We start from the raw sequence: 18,170 nt of genomic DNA on the forward strand, positions 1-18,170 counted from the left end.
CCTTGCTGCGACGCAGGGGAAGGCGCCTCTTCTCCTGCCCGAAAACTGCGCAATACCGGATATGACAGCGCCCCCGCTGAAAGATTGAGCGGGGGCGCTGACCTGCATGAATTTTCGGCAGAGAAACCGGGGATAACCCTCAGTTGGCCTGCGTCGTCTTGCTGGGGGTGGCGGGGAAGGCGGCGTTCTTCACGGTGCCTTCCATCAGCTCCACCGCCAGCTTGAGCTGGGTGTCGTCCTTCGGATCCGGCGGCACGTAGGACGGCGACCCCGACTGCTCTTCGGTGCCGTTCTTCAGATGCCCCTTCAGCGAGGCCTCGCCCCGGGTGGCATCGGCGGTGGCGCCGAGCTTGGCCTTCATCTCGTCGGGCATGTCCTGCACGAGCACGATGTCCGGGTCGATGCCCTTGGCCTGAATGGAGCGGCCGGAGGGCGTGTAATAGCGTGCCGTGGTCAGCCGCAGGGCGCCGTTCTGCCCCAGGGGAATGATGGTCTGCACCGACCCCTTGCCGAACGAGCGCGAGCCCAGCACCGTGGCCCGCTTCTGATCCTGCAGCGCACCGGCGACGATCTCCGACGCCGAGGCCGAGCCGCCATTGACCAGCACGATCACCGGCTTGCCCTTGGCGAGGTCACCGGCGCGGGCGTTGAAGCGCTGCGTCTCCTCCGGGTTGCGGCCGCGGGTGGAAACGATCTCGCCCCGGTCGAGGAACGCATCGGACACGGCAATCGCCTGATCCAGCAGACCGCCGGGATTGTTCCGCAGATCAATGATGTAGCCCTTGAGCTTGTCCGGACCGATCTCGGCGGTGAGGTCGTCGATGGCCTTCTTCAGGCTGTCGTAGGTCTGCTCGTTGAAGGAGTTGATTCGGATGTAGGCGATGTCGCCGCCTTCCACCCGCGAGCGCACCACCTTGATCTTGATGGTGTCGCGCACGACCTTCACGTCGATGGGCTTGTCGGCGCCCTTGCGCACCAGGGTGAGGGTGATGGGCGTGCCCACGGCGCCGCGCATCTTGTCCACCGCTTCGTTCAGGGTCATGCCCTGAACCTGGTCGCCGTTGAGCTTGGTGATGAGGTCGCCGGCCAGCACGCCGGCCTTGGCGGCGGGGGTGTCCTCCATGGGAGCCACCACCTTCACCAGGCCGTCCTCCATGGTCACCTCGATGCCGAGGCCGCCGAACTCGCCCTTGGTCTGCACCTGCATGTCGCGGTGATTCTTCGCGTCCATGTAGGAGGAATGGGGATCAAGCGACTGCAGCATGCCGTTGATGGCCGACTCGATCAGCTTCGAATCCTCGGGCTTCTCGACATAGTCGGAGCGCACACGCTCGAACACGTCTCCGAAGAGATTGAGCTGGCGATAGGTGTCCGAAGCCGCCGCCTCGGCTGCCGTGCCGATGAGCAGCATGCGCGGCTGCACAGCGGCCACCGCCACCAGGGCGCCCGCGGCCACGCCGACGAGAAAAAGTGATGTCCGACGCATTATCCGCGCACCTTCCGACTGTCCGTTGCCGCCCACCAGGGGGCGGGATCGATGGAGACTCCGTCCTTGCGGAACTCAACATACAATTGGGGCTGTCCCGAGGCTGTGCCAAGAGGCGAACCACGGGACAAACCGGCCGACGCCGGCGCACTGCCTTCAAGCCCGCGCGAGCTGCCGGCCAGCCGGGGCAAGCCCCCCATCACCGCCACCGGCTCGCCCGCCAACACGAACTGGCCGAGGTCCACGGTGATCTTCTCCATCCCCGCCATCAAGATATGGTATCCGCCGCCGGCGTTGATGATCAAGAGTTGGCCATAGCTGCGAAACGGCCCCGCATAGACCACCCAGCCATCGGCCGGCGCGCTCACCGGCGCGCCCGCGCGGGTGGCGATGGTCAGCCCCTTGGTGCTGCCGCCCACGTCGTCGCCCACGCCGAATCCGCGCAGTGGCACCCCCGCCACCGGAAGCGGCAGCAAGCCCTTGGCCTGGTCGAACGCCACCGCCGGCGCGATGCGGGCGGGGTTCTTGAGGGCCTCCAGATCCGGCTTGGCCGCGGCCTGCGCGGCGCTGGCGGCGCCGGCCGCATCGGCGGCACGGGCCGCCGGGCCCACTTCGGTCTCCAGACGGGTCACGAGATCGTGCACATCGCCGCTGCTCTTGGCCACCTGGTCAGCCTCGGCCTTCTCCGCCGGGGCCAGCGGCTGCTCTTCCGCGCGCCGCCGCTGGCGCTCGCCCACCAAAGCGGACAGCCGCTTCTGATCCTGATCCAGCGCCTGCCGCAGCTGGCCGAGCCGCGTGCGCGCATCGTTCAGCTCACCACGCACCCGCACCAGTTCCGACAGGTCGGCGGCTAGGGTCTCCGCCTCCACCCTGAGCTCAGGCAGGAGAGCACCCAACAGAATGGCCGAGCGAACCGCGTCGAGCGCGTCATCCGGGCGCATCAGCAGCGCCGGCGGCGGCTCCCGCCCCATGCGCAGCAGCGCCGCCAGAACCTCCGCCAGCACATCCCGCCGCTTGGCAAGGGAGCCGGTGAGCTCGACCGCGCTGCGGTCCAATTCGCCGATCCGAGCCTCGACGTCGATCAGCTGCTGTTCCACCGCCCGTGATCGCCCTGCGGTCTCCACCAGCAGCGCGTTGAGCTTGGCGCGATCCCCCTTGGCCGCCTCCAACTCCGCGGCGAGCTTTTTCTGGAAGGCTTCCGCCCCGCTCACGTCGGCCTTCAGCGCCTCGGTATCGAGCCCCGGATTGGCACCCTGGCGCACCGGCGAGGCCGGCGGCAGCGGCGCGGGCTTTCCGCCACCCCCGGCGCCGTTCGGCTGCGCATGCGCCGATGCGGCCGCGCCGGACAGGCCGAGCAGCAGGGCGCACAGGAGCAGGCCGGATCGCAGCATCATGAACCAAGGCTTAAGGCGCCGGAGTTGAAGAGATGTAAAGGTTTGCCTTCAACCCGGCATTTTCCACGCCCCCGCGTGGCCCCCGCGCGCGCGGGCCACGCGGGGTTTGCAAGTGGCAGTGCGGGCCCGGCGGCGCGGGCCGGGCCATTCGGCTCACGCGGTGGCTTCCATGCCCTCCAGCTCGGTGATCATGCCGTCGATGAGCGTCAGGCCGGTCTGCCAGAACGCCGGGTTGCGGGCATCGAGGCCGAACGGCGCCAGCAGCTCGGAATGGTGCTTGGTGCCGCCGGCGGAGAGCATCTCCAGATAGCGCTCGGCGAACCCGGCCTGCGCGTTCTCGTAGACCGCATAGAGCGAGTTCACCAGGCAATCGCCGAACGAGTAGGCGTACACATAGAAGGGCGAATGGATGAAGTGGGGGATATAGGCCCAGAAGGTCTCATAGCCCGCGCCCAGATTGATGCCCGGGCCGAGGCTTTCGGTCTGCACCTTCATCCAAAGCTCGCCGATCACCTCGGAGGTGAGCTCGCCCTTGCGCCGCTCGGTATGGACCAGGCGCTCGAACGTATAGAAGGCCGTCTGGCGCACCACCGTGTTGATCATGTCCTCCACCTTCTGGGCGAGCATGATCTTGCGGGCCTCGGGAGTCTCGGCCTGGGCCAGCAGCCGGCGGAAGGTGAGCATCTCGCCGAACACCGAGGCGGTTTCCGCCAGGGTCAACGGGGTCGGCGCCATCAGCGCGCCCTGGCGGGCGGCCAGCACCTGGTGCACGCCATGCCCCAGCTCATGGGCCAGCGTCATCACGTCCCGCGGCTTGCCCTGATAGTTGAGCAGCACGAACGGATGGGCCGAGGGCACCGTGGGGTGGGCGAAAGCGCCCGGCGACTTGCCGGGACGGGTGGGCGCGTCGATCCAGGACTTGTCGAAGAAGGTGCCGGCGATCTCCGCCATCTTCGGCGAGAAGGCACCATAGGCGGAGAGCACCGTGTCGCGGGCCTCGGACCAGCCGATGTCGCGACTTTCCACCTTGGGCAGCGGCGCGTTGCGGTCCCAGAATTCCAGCTTGTCCTTGCCGAACCAGCGCGCCTTCAAGGCGTAATAGCGGTGCGACAGGCGCGGATAGGCGGCGCGGATGGCCTCCACCATGGCATCCACCACTTCCTGCTCCACCCGGTTGGCCAGGTGGCGGGACGAGGCGACATCGGGGAAGCCACGCCAGCGGTCGGAGATCTCCTTGTCCTTGGCCAGGGTGTTGGTGATGAGGGTGAACAGGCGGATGTTCTTGCCCAGCGTCTCGGCGATGGCCTGGCCGGCGGCCTGGCGCACCTCGCCCTTGGAATCCTGCATCAGGTTCAAGGTGGGCTCGATGGCGAGCTCCTGGCCGTTCACCTGGAAGCGGAGCGAGGCGATGGTCTCGTCGAACAGCCGGCTCCAGGCGGAGCGGGCGGGGGTCGACTTCTCGTGGAACAATTGCTCGATCTTGTCATCGAGCTGGTAGGGCTTGTCCTTGCGCAGATCCTCGATCCACGGCCGGTAGTGGGCGAGCGCTGGCACCGCCATGGCCGCTTCCAGCGCCTTGTCGTCCAGCCGGTTCAGCTCCAGCGTGAAGAACAGCAGGTGGGTGGAGGCGTCGGTGAGCCGCTCCTGGATATCGCCATAGAATTTGGCGCGGGCCGGATCGGAGGTATCGCCGGCATAGACGAGGCTGCCATAGGAGGCGATGCGGCCAATGAGGTCGTCCATCTCCTCATAGCGCCGCACCGCGGCGGCCAGCGCCGCGCCGGCTTCCTTGTCCGCCAGCAGGGTGGCGAGCTTGCCTTTGTAGGCGGTCTCGAAATCCTTCGCTTCCAGATCGGCGCGCAGAAGGTCAGCCTCCAGCTCCGGCGAATCCATGGCCGGGTAGAGGTCTGTCAGATTCCACTCGGGCAGGGCCTCGGCAGAAGCGACGGCGGCCGCGCCACGGGTCGCCGCGTGCGCCGCGGTGGCGGATGCGGGCTGATAGGCGGGGCGACGAAAAAAGAACATGCAACCTCCGGCAATCGGAACGGAGCCTCGTTGGGCGTCCTCATAGCTCGCCGGCCACGATCGCCTCAATGCCCCCGGCCCGCAAGCCCGCCGGCGCCGGGTCGACCGCGCACACGAATGCGTGACGCTCAGACTTGGTTAATCATCAGCGCCCAAGCTGGACCGGTTCGCACCACGCCGGAATCCCATGAAACCCTTGCTGTTGCTGGTTGAAGACGATGCGCTCGAAGCGTGCCGCCTCGAATCGGTGGTCACCCAACTGGGGTATGACTGCATCCACGCCTGTGATGGCGACGCCGCTCTGGCGCAGCTCGCGCGCACCCGGTTCGACGTGGTGCTGCTCGATCTGGTGCTGCCGGAACTCGATGGCATGGGCGTGCTCGGCGCCATGAAGGCCCGCGGCCTGACCGCGCCGGTGGTGGTCGCCGTGCGCGCCGAGGGCATCGACGCCGCCCAATCCGCCCTGCGCGCCGGGGCCCGCGATTTCGTGGTGAAGCCGGCCGGCGCCTTGCGCCTGCAGGTGGCGCTGGCCAATGCGGCGGCCCTGGGCCGGGCGGAAGCGGCGCTGGCCGCCCGCGACAACATCATTCCCCTGGCCCCCCGCCTCGCCGCGGCGCCCGCCACCGGCGCGGCATGGGACGCGGCCGCCGCAGACCCCGCCGATGCGGATCCGCGCTGGATCGACGCCAGCGGCCACGTGCGCCCCCTGGAGGCGCTGGAGGAAGCGGCCATCCGCCTCGCCTGCAGCCGCTATGGCGGACGGCTCACCGAAGTGGCGCGCCGGCTCGGCATCGGCCGCTCCACCCTCTATCGCAAGCTGGCCCGGCTCGGCGACCTCGCCATCGACGACGACCTTTCGTTGGCCCCAGCGGAACGCGCCGCGCCGCAATTTGTTGCTGCAGAGTGACAATGGCCGACAAAGCCCGGCCCTGCTCGCGCTTGTGAATTGATCCACGCGCCCAGGAACGGCACCACACCAGACGGGGACGAGATCAGGAGAGGACCATGGGGATCGCCGAAACGCCGCAGACCGCTGCGCCCTGCGCGCCGCACCCGACGGCCGTGCGCGGCCTCGGGGTGAGCGCCATCAGTCTCGCCCTCGCCCTGTGGGGGCTTCCTGCCGCCGCCCAATCCAACGCGCCGACCACCGGCATGTCGCCGGCCGCCGCCAACGCCCGAAGCCTGCTCGAAGGGCCGCGCATGGCGCCGCCGGTCACCGACGATGCCGGCATGGGCACCGGCGATCCCGTGCCCGCCACCCGCCAGGCCCTGCCGAACCGGACGCCGGCCGTCCCTGCTGCGGCGACCGTGACGCCCGCGGCGACGCCCCCCGCAGCCACAACACCTGTCGTGACGACACCCGCCGTGACGCCGCCGCCAGCCCGGCAGGCCGCCGCCTCCGCCGTGCGCGGCGGCATCGACAGTGCCGGCAATGGCGAGCCCCTGCCCGTCGCCGCTTCTGCGCCGCATGCGCCTGCCCCGAGCGCCACTGTCCAGACCGCGCCAACGGCGCCCAAGCCCAGCGCCACTGTCCAGGCGGCGCCCGCAGCGCCGGCGCCGACCGGCAGCGCCCAGACGACGCTCTCGGCGCCCAATCCAGAGGCCGCCGTCCAGGCTGCGCCCGCAGCGCCGGCGCCGTCCACCAGCGCCCAGGCCACGCCCTCGACGCCCAATCCGAGCGCCACCATCCAGGCTGCGCCCGCAGCGCCGGCTCCCGGCGCCCATGCGCCATCCGTGCCCGCCTCCGCCGCGCCGGCCATCAACACCGCCACGCCATCCGCTCAGCCGTCCACCGGCGCACCAGCCACCGGGATGGCGCAGCCGGCGGTGCCGGCCGATCCGGTGGCGGCGGCCCTCGCTCTGGCCCTGGCGGACCCGCAGCGCGTCACCTCCAACAAGAAGGAGCAGGAGGCGCTCACTGCCTTCTACGGCGCCCGACAGGACGCACCGCTGTTCGTGGACAACACCGGCTGGAACAGCCGCGGCCGGGCCGTGCTCGCCCGCCTCGCGGCGGCCGGCGAAGACGGCCTCGACCCCAACGACTATGAGGTGGCCCGCCTCGCCAAAGGTGCCGATGCCACCGCCCTGGCCGACGCCGAGCTGCGGCTGGCGCTGGCCGCGCTGACCTATGCGCGCCATGCCCAGGCCGGCCGCTTCGAGCCGAGCCGGATCTCGGGCATGATCACGCCCACCCGCGACATTCCCGAGCCGGCCGCCATTCTCGCGACCCTGGCGGACGCGGCCGATGCCAATGCGGCGCTGGCCGCGTTCAACCCGCCCCACGCCGGCTACAAGGCCCTGAAGGCCAAGCTCGCCACCATCGGCGCGCCGCGCCCGCCGACCCAGGTGGCGATTCCCCGGGGCAGCCTGCTGAAGCCTGGCGGCGTCGATCCCCGTGTGCCGCTGCTGCGGGCGCGGCTGGGGCTTGCCGCCATTCCCGGCGACCTGACCTATGATCCGGACCTGGTGACCGCGGTGAAGGATTTTCAGGCGAGCCTGAACCTCTCGCCAGACGGTGTGGTGGGCTCCGGCACCCTCAGCGCCCTGAACCGGGGCGTGGATGCCACCGGCGCCGGCGCCCGTGACCGCATTCTGGCCAATATGGAACGCTGGCGCTGGCTGCCGCGCGATCTCGGCGCCTATTATGTGATGGTCAACATCCCCGAATACATGGCCCGCATCCATGAGGGGGACGAGGTGATCCACGAGACGCGGATCGTGGTGGGCAAGCCGGACACGCCGACGCCGCTGCTGTCGCAGGACATGCGTTATGCGGTGGTCAATCCCGCCTGGAACATCCCCCCCTCCATCGCCCGCAACGAGATGATGCCGCTGCTGCGCTCCGATCCCTCGGCGCTCAGCCGGCGCGGTATCCAGGTGACCCGCAGCGGTTCGGGGGGCTATTCATTCCGCCAGGTTCCGGGCAGCAACAACGCGCTCGGCCGCATCAAGTTCATGTTCCCCAACGACCACTCGGTCTACCTGCACGACACGCCGTCGCGGAGCCTGTTCGCCAACGAGCGGCGCGCCTACAGCCACGGCTGCATGCGGGTGCAGGACCCGCTGGAGTTCGGCGAGGTGCTGTTCAACATCGGCATGCCGGGCGAGACCTGGAGCGCGGCCCGCATCGGCAAGATGTTCGGCGGCAGCGAACGCTACGTCACCTTGAAGCGGCGCATTCCGGTCCACGTGGTGTATTTCACCGCCGTGGTGGGCCCCTCCGGCAAGCTCGAGCTGCGCGAGGACCTCTATGGCCTCGATGCCGCCGTTGAGGCGCGCCTGGGGCTGGACGGCAAGCGCCGCCTCGCCGACGGCGCCACCACAAGCCGGCGCTGATTCGCCACAAGCCGGGCACGCTCCCGGCCGCGACATCCTGGCGGCGGCATGCCCCGCCGGGATTCCACCAGAATGTGGCCGGACGCAGCGCCTTCGACAAGCCCGAGAGCCCACTCAGAATGCGGTTCTATAACCAGGACTTGAAGCAGGGTCCGGATCAGCCTGCGCGCGACGGCGGCGGGGCCAAGACTTTCCCACACCCGCCGCATTCTGTGACTGAATGCCGCAGATCTCCCACCAAGTTTCGATTCACCAAACCTTGCGTATAGCTTTCCCGACACAGCCCCAGGACAGCACGAAGCACGTTTTCGCCATACTCGACCGCTAGTCACGGCGACGTGAGTGATGGTGAGAAGGTGCTGCCCGGAACGGGCATGCGTTGGGGGAGCGGGGTGTCAACTCACCCTTAACCGAACCCGGCAAGACTCCGTTAGCCTCGTGTCGCGGTTCGCCGCGGCACCTCCCAAACCAGAGCCTCGGGTTCGCGACAGTGGCCAGGACCAAATTGTCGATCTCCTCCCGTCCCGTCCGCCGCCCGCTCCGCGACGGCTTCCGCCTGCTGCGTGTCGCCTCCATCGGCGCCACTCTGCTGGCCTGCGGCAGCACTTCGCTCCAGACGGCCATCGCCAATGGCGATACCCGCACCCTGACCCTGCACCACACCCACCGCGGCGAAAGCGCCACCTTCACCTTCAAGAGGGATGGCCGCTACGATCCGGCGGTGCTGGCGCAGCTCAACCGCTTTCTGCGGGACTGGCGCAACGACAAAGAAACCAAGATGGACCCCCATCTGTTCGATGTGGTCTGGGAGGTCTATCGCGAGAACAACGCCCGCGCGCCGATCCAGATCGTCAGCGCCTACCGCTCGCCGGAAACCAATTCCATGCTGCGCTCGCGCAGCCGGGGCGTGGCGAAATTCTCCCAGCATATGCTGGGCAAGGCCATGGATTTCTATATTCCGGGCGTCCCCCTCGCCGATCTGCGCGCCGCCGGCCTGCGGCTGCAGCGGGGCGGCGTCGGCTTCTACCCCACCTCGGGCTCGCCCTTCGTCCACATGGATACCGGCAGCGTGCGCCACTGGCCGCGCATGACCCGCGAACAACTGGTGCGGGTCTTCCCGGACGGCAAGACCGTGCATGTGCCCACCGATGGCAAGCCCCTCTCCGGCTATGCCACCGCCCTGGCCGAGATCCGCGCCCGCGGCTCTGATGGCGACGTGGTGGTGGCCTCCGCCGACAGCGGCAAGGGCGTAAAGAACTTCTTCTCCGGCTTCTTCGGCAAAAAGGACGACGCCGACGACGAGGAGAACGGCACCACCGTGGCCGATGCCGGCAGCACCGCGCGTGACGACGCCAAACCCCGTGCCGCCGATCGTCCCACCCAGACCGCCCGTGCGGTCGCCGATCCCACGCCGCTGCCGCAGCTGCGCCCGGCGGAAGTGGCCCGCGGCGCCATCGCCACCCAGCAGATGGCCAGCGCCGCGCTCACCGCGCCGCTGCCGCAGCGCCGCCCCAACGACGCACCGGGCCGCCCGGTCTCCGCCCGCCTCGCCGCCGCGCCACTGCCGGCGGTCATCACCCGCGGCACCCAGGAAGAGGCTCCGCAGGCGCTGGGCTATGCCGCCATGGGCGACATTTTCGGCCCGCCGCCCCACAGCGCCGGCACCGCCGTCGCCAGCGCCGCGCCGGCCGCCCGGCGCCCCCGCGAGCGCGCCCCGGTGCCCCAGGCCATCGCCTTCGGCCGGCTGTTCCTCTCGCCCAGCCTCTCCACGGAGCTTTATCTGAGGCCGCCGGAGCTGCGGGTGTTCACCGCCTTCGTCACGGCGCCACAGGCGGCGCTGGCGGTCTCCTTCTCCCGCGATCCCGCCTTCTTCGCCAAGCCGGGCTTCAACGGGGCGGCCGTCGCCGACCTGACCACCTACGTGTTCCGCGCCCCCACCGTCGCCCTCAGCCAGCGCATGTGAGCCTCAGGCGGGGAGCCGCGCGCCGCTGGCGGGGCGCCTTCCCGCGCGACGCGCGCAAGGACGACCGCCCACACGCGGACGCTCAAGCGCGAACCCGGCGGCGCAAGACCGCGCCACCGGGTTCGTGTTCTCTGAACTGGCTCGCCGCCGGAGCGCTTAGCCCCGCCGCGCGACATGGTCACGGCGGGGATGACCCGGAGATCAGCCGCGCCGCGGGGTCCTCACATGAAGATGCCGAGCGCCTGGCAATACAGCTCGACGATGGCGTCGTGCTCCTTGCGCTCGTCGGCGTCTTCCTTGCGCAGCTTCAGGATGGTGCGCAGGGCCTTCACATCGAAGCCATTGGCCTTGGCCTCGGCGAACACATCCTTGATGTCGTCGGCGATGGCCTTCTTCTCCTCCTCGAGGCGCTCAATGCGCTCGATGAAGGACTTGAGCTGTTCCTTGGCGAAGCCCGCAGGGGCATCCGAGACGTCTTCCGCCACCTGGCAGGTCTCCTCATTCTGATCCGCGGATGATAGAGGCCAGCTGTCCGGTCCGCGTCAAGGAACCATCCCCACTTTCCACGCTCCCGCCGCTGCAGGCGGCCGCCGGCGATCGGCAGAGCCAAAGGTCCCCATGAAAGCCGCCTCCCCCGGCCTTGTCGCCGGCATCTGCGCCCTCGCCCTCGGCGCCTTCGCCATGGGCGCCTCCGTGCTGTTCGTGCGGCAGGCGGATGTGGGCCCCTTCGCCAGCGCCTTCTGGCGGGTCGCGCTGGCCTTGCCGGTGCTCGCCGCCTGGGCCGCGCTCACCCCCCGGCCGGCCACCACCGCCCGCTTCCGGCTCGATCGCATGTCGGTGATCTCCGGCCTGTTCTTCGCCGGCGATCTCATCTGCTGGCATCTCGCCATCCTCGGCACCAGCGTCGCCAACGCCACCGTGCTCGCCACCACGTCGCCGGTGTGGGTGACCCTGTTCGCGGTGCTGGCCCTGGGGGAGCGGCCGCGGCGGGCGGTGTGGCTCGGCCTCGGCCTGTGCCTGGCCGGGGCGCTGGTGCTGGTGGGCCAGAGCGCGCGGTTCGATCCCCATCACCTGCCCGGCGATACCGCCGGCCTGGTCACCGCCATGTTCTTTGCCGGCTATTTCCTGGCCGTGCGCCGGGCCCGGCTGTCCCGCGGGGCCGCCGCCATCATGCTGATATCCACCGCCACCACCACCGTGGTGCTCGGCGGCGTCGCGCTGGCGCTGGAGCCCCGGCTGCTGCCTGCCTCGGCGGCCGGGCTCGCCGCCCTGGTGGCGCTCGCGCTGGTCAGCCAGGTGGCCGGGCAGGGCCTGATGGCCATCGGCCTCGCGGCGGTGCCGCCGGTGTTCGGAGCCCTGGTGTTCTTCCTGGAGGTGGTCTCTGCCGCCCTGCTGGGCTGGCTCTTCCTCTCCGAACCCCTGTCGGCGCTCCAGGTGCTGGGCGGCGGCGTCATCCTCCTGGGGCTGATGGTGGCGCGCCCACGCGCGGCGCACCGCAAAGCACGCCACCATGATGCACGCGACCATGATACCCCCGACCAGGACGGAGCCACGTGCCTCGCTCCTGCCCCGATCACCAGCGACAAGACACCCTCGCCCCCGGATACGCGCATCGGAAGGCATTGACGCCACCCCCCATGACAGGCACACAGCCCGACTTATGTTCCCCCGTGTCGCGCCCGTGACGGGCCGCCCCTCCTCCAGCCCGCATCGGTGCACGTGTGCGCCACGCAAGTGTGCGCCACGCAAGTGTGCGCTGCTGTCGCGGCCTTCTCGCGGCTGGCTCGGCGCTGCGCTGGCCTGCAGCCTCATCCTGCTGCCGTCGCTGGCCCATGCGGACTTCCGCCTGTGCAACCGCACGCAGAGTCGCGTCGGCGTCTCGGTGGGCTACAAGGATGGTGATGGCTGGACCACCGAGGGCTGGTGGAACGTGGCCGCCAACAGCTGCGAGACCCTGCTGCGCGGCGACCTGGTGGCGCGCTTCTACTATCTCTACGCCGTCGATTACGACCAGGGCGGCGAATGGGCCGGCAAGGCCCACATGTGCACGCGGGAAAAGGAATTCACCATTCGCGGCGCCGAGGATTGCCTGGCCCGCGGCTTCGAGCGCACCGGCTTTTTCGAGGTGGATACCCAGGAGCAGAAATCCTGGACCGTGCAGCTCACCGACAATCACCTGATGAAGGTGCCGGCCCAGGCGCACGCGCCCCTGCCGCCGCTGGCTCCCGCCGGGGTCCGCGACCGCTGAGGCCGCGTCACCGATTTGAGACGGGCCGCGTTCAGATGGGGCGGCCTTCCACGGTCAGCGTCAATTGCGCTTCCATGTCCTTGGCCCCTTCCAGATGGGGATTGAGCGCCAGCGCCTGCCGCACCGCCGTCAGCGCCCGCGGTTCCTCGCCGAGATCGCGCAGAATCAGCGCCAGCCCATACAGCATCTCGAAATGACGGGGCTCCCGCGCCAGCACCTCGCGGATGTCCGCCAGGGCCGCGCCATAATCATCGCGCTGGTAATAGATGGTGACCCGCTTGGTTCGGGCGCCCAGGTCATCGGGCGCGATCTCCAGCACCTGGCCGAGGATCTTCAGCGCGAGATCAGGCTGCTTGGCCTGCTGCGCCACCGTGGCGCGTGCCATCAGGATGTCGATGGCCGTGCTGTCATTGCTGTTGAAGATCTGATCCAGCCGGCTGGCGATGGCCTGCGCGCTGCGCGCGTCGGGCGCCGCCTTCAGGGCGGCAAACAGACCTTCGAGCTGCGTCCGGCGATCCTTGGGGGCAGCTGGACCACCCCGCCGGGTCTCGGCGGCGTTGGCGGGCGTATCCGCCGGCCCCGCCTCCGGTGCGTCACCGGCCTGCGGCGCGCGATCACCGCGCGATTGGGTGAGAGCTGGGGAAACAAGACTGGCCACGCCAAGGACCAGACCGAGCGCCGCCGCCTGAAACAGCCGCAGGAGCCGCCCGCCAGGAGCGGGGCAAAAGGCGAAGCGTTCGCCGGAGCGGCGGGAGCGGGACGGCGTCGATGCACTCATGACGCAAGTGTCCGCCGCCAATGGGGCGGCGTCAACAGCGTCGCGGCGCGGCGGCCGCGATCGCCATCACGTTCCGGCGATGGCGCCGGAACGTCGGCAGCGCAGGCTCAGCCCTGGCGGGCCTTGTAGCGCTTCTGGGTCTTGTTGATGATGTAGACGCGGCCCTTGCGGCGCACCAGGCGGTTGTCCCGGTGACGGGTGAGCAGCGACTTCAGGGAATTACGGATCTTCATGACACTCGCCTTCGGGCCGACCGCGGCGCGCGTGCCGCGCGGCTCGTCGACACTTGGTTGTTGAATGGAGCCGGCGTGATAGAAGGCGGCGACGCGGATGTCAATGGAGCGGGCCCAATTGCACCCCTCAAAGCCGCTCTGGTGCTGGCCTTGCGAGCAAAATCGCCGTGGCCCGATCACCGCTCAGGCGCGATGATAGGGGTGGCCGGCCAGAATCGTGACAGCCCGATAGACCTGCTCGGCCAGCATCACCCGTACCAATTGATGGGGAAAGGTGGCCGCGCCGAAGGCCAGCAGCACCTCCGCCTTGTCCCGAACCTGGGGGCTGAGTCCATCGGCACCGCCAATCACCAGCGCCACCGCCGGGCGGCCGCCGTCACGCCACGCGCCGAGGCGGGCGGAGATGTCCTCGCTGGTGAGATTGCGGCCCCGGGGATCGAGCGCCACCAGCACGGCGCCGGCGGGAATCGCCGCCAGCAGCGCGGCCCCCTCCTCCGCCATGCGATCCTCGGCCCGTCGGGCCGAGGATTCGGAGATTTCGTGCATGTCGACGGCGGTGAAGCCAAGGGCGCGCCCGGCGGCGCGGGCGCGTTCCACATAGCGCGCCACCAGATCGCGCTCGGCACCGGCCTTCAGCCGGCCCACACAGGCCAGAATGAGGCGCATGAAGCCTCAACTCCCAGCTGCGCGCGGCGCCGCCCGCAGAGGACCACGCGCCGGGGGCGCGTGAAGCCGCGAGCCCGAGCCATGTGCCATCACGATCAAGACCGCGATCAGGACCGCGGCGTTCCCGACCACATCTTCTCGATGTTGTAGAAGGCGCGGACTTCGGGCTGGAACACGTGGATGATGACGTCATTGGCGTCGATCAGCACCCAGTCGCAGGCGGGCTGGCCTTCGACGCGCACGTGCTTGATCCCCGCCGCCTTGAGCGCCTCGATGAGGTGCTCGGCGATGGCGCCCACATGCCGCTGGGAGCGGCCGGAGGCGATCACCATGAAATCGGCGATGGAGGTCTTGCCGCGCAGGTCGATGGAGACGATGTCCTCGGACTTGTCGTCGTCCAGCTGGGCCTTGACGAGGGTGAGGATCTCCTCCGCCTCAGGCAGCGGCTTGGAGATCGTGGCGGGCGGGGTCGTCTGGTCAGCCGTCATCTGGTCGGTTGCCAGAAGTGCCGCAGGGGCCGGAGCCGTGTGGGCCGAAGCCATCGTGGACAGGGGTCCATATCCTCTCGAGTTGCAGGCGCGGCCGGCCAATTGCCGGGGGCGCGAGCATCAGAATGTAGCAAATTCAACGAATTTTCAAGGGTCCGGTGGGGCTCAGCCCTTGTGCATCGCATCGAGGCGGGCCCGTGCGGCGCGGATTCCCGTTGAAGACAATGAGGATTTCAGCCCGTGCAGAAACACCCAGGCGGGGGGCTTGAGGTCTGCCAGATGGGCGGCATCCGCTTCATTGATGCGGTAGCGCTCCAGCGCCTGGGCGGCCGGCGAGGCGGTGGCCGTCAGGCTGTTGCCGAGCCGGTCGACCACCGCGAACGGCACCAGATCTACAATGCCCCGCCAGCGCTGCCAGCGGTTGAACTGCACCAGATTGTCGGCGCCCATGATCCACACGAACCGCACCTGCGGCATGCGCGAGGTGAGTGTTTTGACGGTCTCATAGGTGTAGCGCACCCCGAGGGCGTCCTCGCACCCGGTCACATCGATTCGCGGATGGTGCGCGAGCCGCCGGGTGAACGCCACCCGCTCTTCCAGAGTGGGGAGATCCTTGTTGTTCTTCAGCGGGTTGCCGGGCGTAACCAGCCACCACACCCGATCCAGCCGCAACCGGTTCATGGCCAGAAGGCTGGCGGCCCGGTGGGCGGCATGGGCGGGGTTGAAGCTGCCGCCGAACAGGCCGACCCGCAGGCCGGGGGCGGCCAGCGGAATCCGTCGCGCGTCGCGCGCGCTCACCACGGGAAGGACGGAGGAGAGACGCGCCACGTGGGCCCCTTCGCAGCTCACGGGCGTGTCTGGCCCGAACCGTGGATGCGATACTTGAAGGAGGTCAATTGCTCCGCCCCCACCGGCCCGCGGGCATGCATGCGCCCGGTGGCAATGCCGATCTCGGCGCCGAAGCCGAACTCGCCGCCATCGGCGAACTGGGTGGAGGCATTGTGCAGGACAATGGCCGAATCCACCTCCGCCAGGAAGCGGTCGGCCGCCGCCTGGTCCTGGGTGACGATGCAGTCGGTGTGGTGCGAGCCGTGCTGCTCAATGTGCTGGATGGCCTCATCGAGCCCGTCCACCACCTTCACCGCCAGGATCGCGTCGAGATATTCCGTATCCCAATCCGCATCCTTGGCCGGTAGCACCCGGCCGTCCACCGCCTGCACGGCGGCATCGCCGCGAATCTCGCAGCCGGCGTCGATCAGCATCTCCACCAGCGGCTTGAGGTGCGTGGCTGCCACCGCCTTGTCCACCAGCAGCGTCTCGGCGGCGCCGCAGATACCGGTGCGGCGCATCTTGGCGTTCAGCACCACGGTCTTGGCCATGTCGAGGTCGGCCGCCTTGTCGATGAACACATGGACGATGCCGTCCAGATGGGAGAACACCGGCACCCGCGCATCGCTCTGCACCCGGGCCACCAGGCTCTTGCCGCCACGCGGCACGATCACGTCGACCGTGCCCTCCAGGCCGCCGAGCATGAGGCCCACCGCCGCCCGATCGGAGGTGTCGACGAACTGCACCGTATCGGCCGGCAGGCCCGCGGACGCAAGGCCAGCGACAAACGCCCGATGGATGGCCCCCGAGGAGGCCAGGCTGTCGGAGCCGCCGCGCAGGATCACCGCATTGCCGGAGCGCAGGCAGAGCGCGGCGGCATCGGCGGTCACATTGGGCCGGCTTTCATAGATCACCCCGATCACCCCCAGCGGCGTGCGCACCCGCTCGATGAGCATGCCGTTGGGCCGTTCCCAGCGCTCGGTCACCTTGCCGACGGGATCGGCCAGGCCCGCCACCGCCTCGATGCCCTCGGCCATGGCCTCGATGCGCGCAGGGGTGAGGGAGAGCCGATCGAGGAACGAGCCGCTCACCCCTTCCGCCTGGGCGCGGGCCACATCCCGCGCGTTGGCGGCGAGAATGTCGGCGGTCGCTGCCCGCACCGCGTCGGCGGCGGCTTTCAGCGCGTTGGTCTTGGTGTCCGCATCAGCGAGGGCGAGAACACGCGCGGCGGCGCGCGCCCGCTTGCCCATGGCCAGCATGGCCGCGGCGAGATCGGCCGGCGGCACCGCGCGCTCCGCGGCAGCGGGAACGGTCAGGCGGGCGGCAGAGGCGATAGCCATGGCGAAACTCACGATCAGGAACGACACCGCCCCCGGCCCTGTGAAGTGTGGCCCGAGAGAGGCAACAGAGCGTGTTCTTTAGCACGCTCCTGGGGAAATACGACAGATGCTCGGTCGAGAAGCGTTAATATGGTGCCGTTGAGAGGAATTCGAGACGTGATCGCGCGGCTGTGACGCGCGGCTATAAGGCTCGGGTGTGATGCGCGCGCTCACTCCACGCCGAGCGCCATGTCGTCCCGATGCACCATTTCCGAGCGCCCGGTGATGCCCAGCAGCGCCTCGATCTCGGCGGTGGGCCGGCCCATGATGCGACCCGCGTCGTGGGAATCATAGGCCACCAGCCCCCGGCCCACCTCGGCCCCATCGGGCCCGCGCAGCAGCACCGCATCGCCGCGCTGGAATTCCCCCTCCACCCGCTTCACCCCCGCCGGCAGCAGGCTGGCGCCGCGGCGCAGGGCCGCCACCGCGCCCTCGTCCAGATAGAGGGTGCCATGGGGCTCCAGGGCGCCGGCGATCCAGCTCTTGCGCGCCCGCACGGGATTGGCGGAGGTGAGGAACCAGGTGCAGCGCCCGCCCTCGCGGATGCGGCGGAGCGGATTCTTCACATGGCCGGAGGCGATCACCATGTGGGTGCCGGCGGCGGTGGCGATCTTGCCCGCCTCGACCTTGGTACGCATGCCGCCGCGCGACAGTTCCGAGCCCGCCGCCCCGGCCATGGCCTCGATCTCGGCGGTGATGCGCGGCACCACCGGAATATGGGCGGCGTTAGGGTCCTTGGCCGGCGGGGCGGTATAGAGGCCGTCGATATCGGAAAGCAGCACCAGCAGATCGGCGCTGGCCATGGTGGCGACCCGGGCCGCGAGGCGATCATTGTCGCCATAGCGGATTTCGGAGGTGGCCACCGTGTCGTTCTCGTTGATGATCGGCACCGCTTTGAGGTCCATCAGCCGCGCCAGGGTGGAGCGGGCGTTGAGGTAGCGGCGGCGCTCCTCGGTGTCGCCCAGGGTCAGCAGCACCTGGCCGGCGTTGATGTCCTCATGGCCGAGGGCCTCGGCCCAGGTGCGGGCGAGGGCGATCTGGCCCACCGCGGCGGCGGCCTGGCTGTCCTCCAGCTTCAGCGGCCCGGCCGGCAGATGCAGCACCGTGCGCCCCAAGGCGATGGCGCCGGACGACACCACCATCACGTCGCAGCCGCGCCGGTGCAGGGTGCCGATATCCTCCACCAGAGACACCAGCCACGGCAGCCGCACCCGGCCCCGGTCGCGATCCACCAAGAGGGCGGACCCCACCTTGATGACGATGCGGTGGAAGTCGGTGAGGGCGGGCGGATTGGCGGGGACCAGGGAGGTCATGGGTTCAAAGACCGAGAATGCGCGATCCGGGCA

General features: G+C 69.5%; 16 protein-coding genes. 5 read left to right on the forward strand and 11 right to left on the reverse strand.

What is annotated here, in order from left to right; all coding sequences use genetic code 11:
• Window positions 1–139: 139 nt before the first annotated feature.
• The 3 genes from ACU4E7_RS02710 to ACU4E7_RS02720 all read right to left on the reverse strand — a co-directional run bounded on the left by ACU4E7_RS02710 (window position 140) and on the right by ACU4E7_RS02720 (window position 4,905).
• Window positions 140–1,489 carry a S41 family peptidase gene (locus ACU4E7_RS02710; RefSeq protein WP_447021576.1) on the reverse strand — a complete coding sequence of 450 codons (1,350 nt, stop codon included), beginning with the start codon at window positions 1,487–1,489 and terminating at the stop codon, window positions 140–142.
• Window positions 1,486–2,880, reverse strand: a complete 1,395-nt coding sequence (locus tag ACU4E7_RS02715) for a murein hydrolase activator EnvC family protein (protein WP_447020564.1) — start codon at window positions 2,878–2,880, stop codon at window positions 1,486–1,488. Before ACU4E7_RS02715 ends, ACU4E7_RS02710 begins: the two co-directional genes overlap by 4 nt.
• A gap of 153 nt (window positions 2,881–3,033) precedes the next feature.
• Window positions 3,034–4,905, reverse strand: a complete 1,872-nt coding sequence (locus ACU4E7_RS02720) for a M3 family oligoendopeptidase (RefSeq protein ID WP_447020565.1) — start codon at window positions 4,903–4,905, stop codon at window positions 3,034–3,036.
• 187 nt (window positions 4,906–5,092) lie between these two features.
• Between ACU4E7_RS02720 and ACU4E7_RS02725 the strand changes: the two genes are divergently transcribed.
• The 3 genes from ACU4E7_RS02725 to ACU4E7_RS02735 all read left to right on the forward strand — a co-directional run bounded on the left by ACU4E7_RS02725 (window position 5,093) and on the right by ACU4E7_RS02735 (window position 10,204).
• Window positions 5,093–5,812: a response regulator gene (locus ACU4E7_RS02725; protein WP_447020566.1), complete on the forward strand. Its 720-nt coding sequence runs from the start codon at window positions 5,093–5,095 to the stop codon at window positions 5,810–5,812.
• Between the two features lie 98 nt (window positions 5,813–5,910).
• Entirely contained in the window at window positions 5,911–8,241 is a 2,331-nt protein-coding gene (locus ACU4E7_RS02730; RefSeq protein ID WP_447020567.1) for a L,D-transpeptidase family protein, read from the forward strand.
• A gap of 490 nt (window positions 8,242–8,731) precedes the next feature.
• A complete protein-coding gene (locus ACU4E7_RS02735) occupies window positions 8,732–10,204 on the forward strand; it encodes a DUF882 domain-containing protein (RefSeq protein ID WP_447020568.1) in 1,473 nt (490 codons plus the stop codon).
• Window positions 10,205–10,425: 221 nt separating this feature from the next.
• Here the strand turns inward: ACU4E7_RS02735 and ACU4E7_RS02740 are convergent, their stop codons facing one another.
• Complete coding sequence (locus tag ACU4E7_RS02740; protein WP_238120576.1) at window positions 10,426–10,689, reverse strand: GapR family DNA-binding domain-containing protein; 264 nt, start codon at window positions 10,687–10,689, stop codon at window positions 10,426–10,428.
• 133 nt (window positions 10,690–10,822) lie between these two features.
• Here ACU4E7_RS02740 and ACU4E7_RS02745 point away from each other — a divergent pair, with 133 nt between their 5' ends.
• Entirely contained in the window at window positions 10,823–11,830 is a 1,008-nt protein-coding gene (locus ACU4E7_RS02745; protein WP_447020569.1) for a DMT family transporter, read from the forward strand.
• 130 nt (window positions 11,831–11,960) lie between these two features.
• The gene (locus ACU4E7_RS02750; RefSeq protein WP_447021577.1) at window positions 11,961–12,452 is read left to right on the forward strand and encodes a DUF1036 domain-containing protein; all 492 of its coding nucleotides are present in this window, start codon (window positions 11,961–11,963) and stop codon (window positions 12,450–12,452) included.
• 31 nt (window positions 12,453–12,483) lie between these two features.
• Here ACU4E7_RS02750 and ACU4E7_RS02755 read toward each other — a convergent pair whose 3' ends face one another.
• The 7 genes from ACU4E7_RS02755 to proB form a co-directional block, all read right to left on the reverse strand.
• Window positions 12,484–13,230, reverse strand: coding sequence for a tetratricopeptide repeat protein (locus tag ACU4E7_RS02755; protein ID WP_447020570.1), 747 nt, complete (start codon window positions 13,228–13,230; stop codon window positions 12,484–12,486).
• Window positions 13,231–13,337: 107 nt separating this feature from the next.
• Window positions 13,338–13,463 (reverse strand): type B 50S ribosomal protein L36, encoded by a 126-nt coding sequence (gene ykgO / locus ACU4E7_RS02760; protein WP_238120572.1) that lies wholly within the window; start codon window positions 13,461–13,463, stop codon window positions 13,338–13,340.
• 183 nt (window positions 13,464–13,646) lie between these two features.
• Window positions 13,647–14,129, reverse strand: a complete 483-nt coding sequence (gene rlmH / locus ACU4E7_RS02765) for a 23S rRNA (pseudouridine(1915)-N(3))-methyltransferase RlmH (protein ID WP_238120571.1) — start codon at window positions 14,127–14,129, stop codon at window positions 13,647–13,649.
• Between the two features lie 107 nt (window positions 14,130–14,236).
• Window positions 14,237–14,617 carry a ribosome silencing factor gene (gene rsfS, locus ACU4E7_RS02770; RefSeq protein ID WP_238120570.1) on the reverse strand — a complete coding sequence of 127 codons (381 nt, stop codon included), beginning with the start codon at window positions 14,615–14,617 and terminating at the stop codon, window positions 14,237–14,239.
• A 165-nt stretch (window positions 14,618–14,782) separates the two neighbouring features.
• On the reverse strand, window positions 14,783–15,445 hold the full coding sequence (locus ACU4E7_RS02775; RefSeq protein WP_238120569.1) for a nicotinate-nucleotide adenylyltransferase: 663 nt from the start codon (window positions 15,443–15,445) through the stop codon (window positions 14,783–14,785).
• Window positions 15,446–15,462: 17 nt separating this feature from the next.
• Window positions 15,463–16,704, reverse strand: coding sequence for a glutamate-5-semialdehyde dehydrogenase (locus tag ACU4E7_RS02780; RefSeq protein ID WP_447021578.1), 1,242 nt, complete (start codon window positions 16,702–16,704; stop codon window positions 15,463–15,465).
• A gap of 290 nt (window positions 16,705–16,994) precedes the next feature.
• Window positions 16,995–18,137: a glutamate 5-kinase gene (gene proB / locus ACU4E7_RS02785; protein ID WP_238120568.1), complete on the reverse strand. Its 1,143-nt coding sequence runs from the start codon at window positions 18,135–18,137 to the stop codon at window positions 16,995–16,997.
• Window positions 18,138–18,170: the final 33 nt, after the last annotated feature.

The organism is Xanthobacter sp. ZOL 2024 (assembly GCF_052932325.1).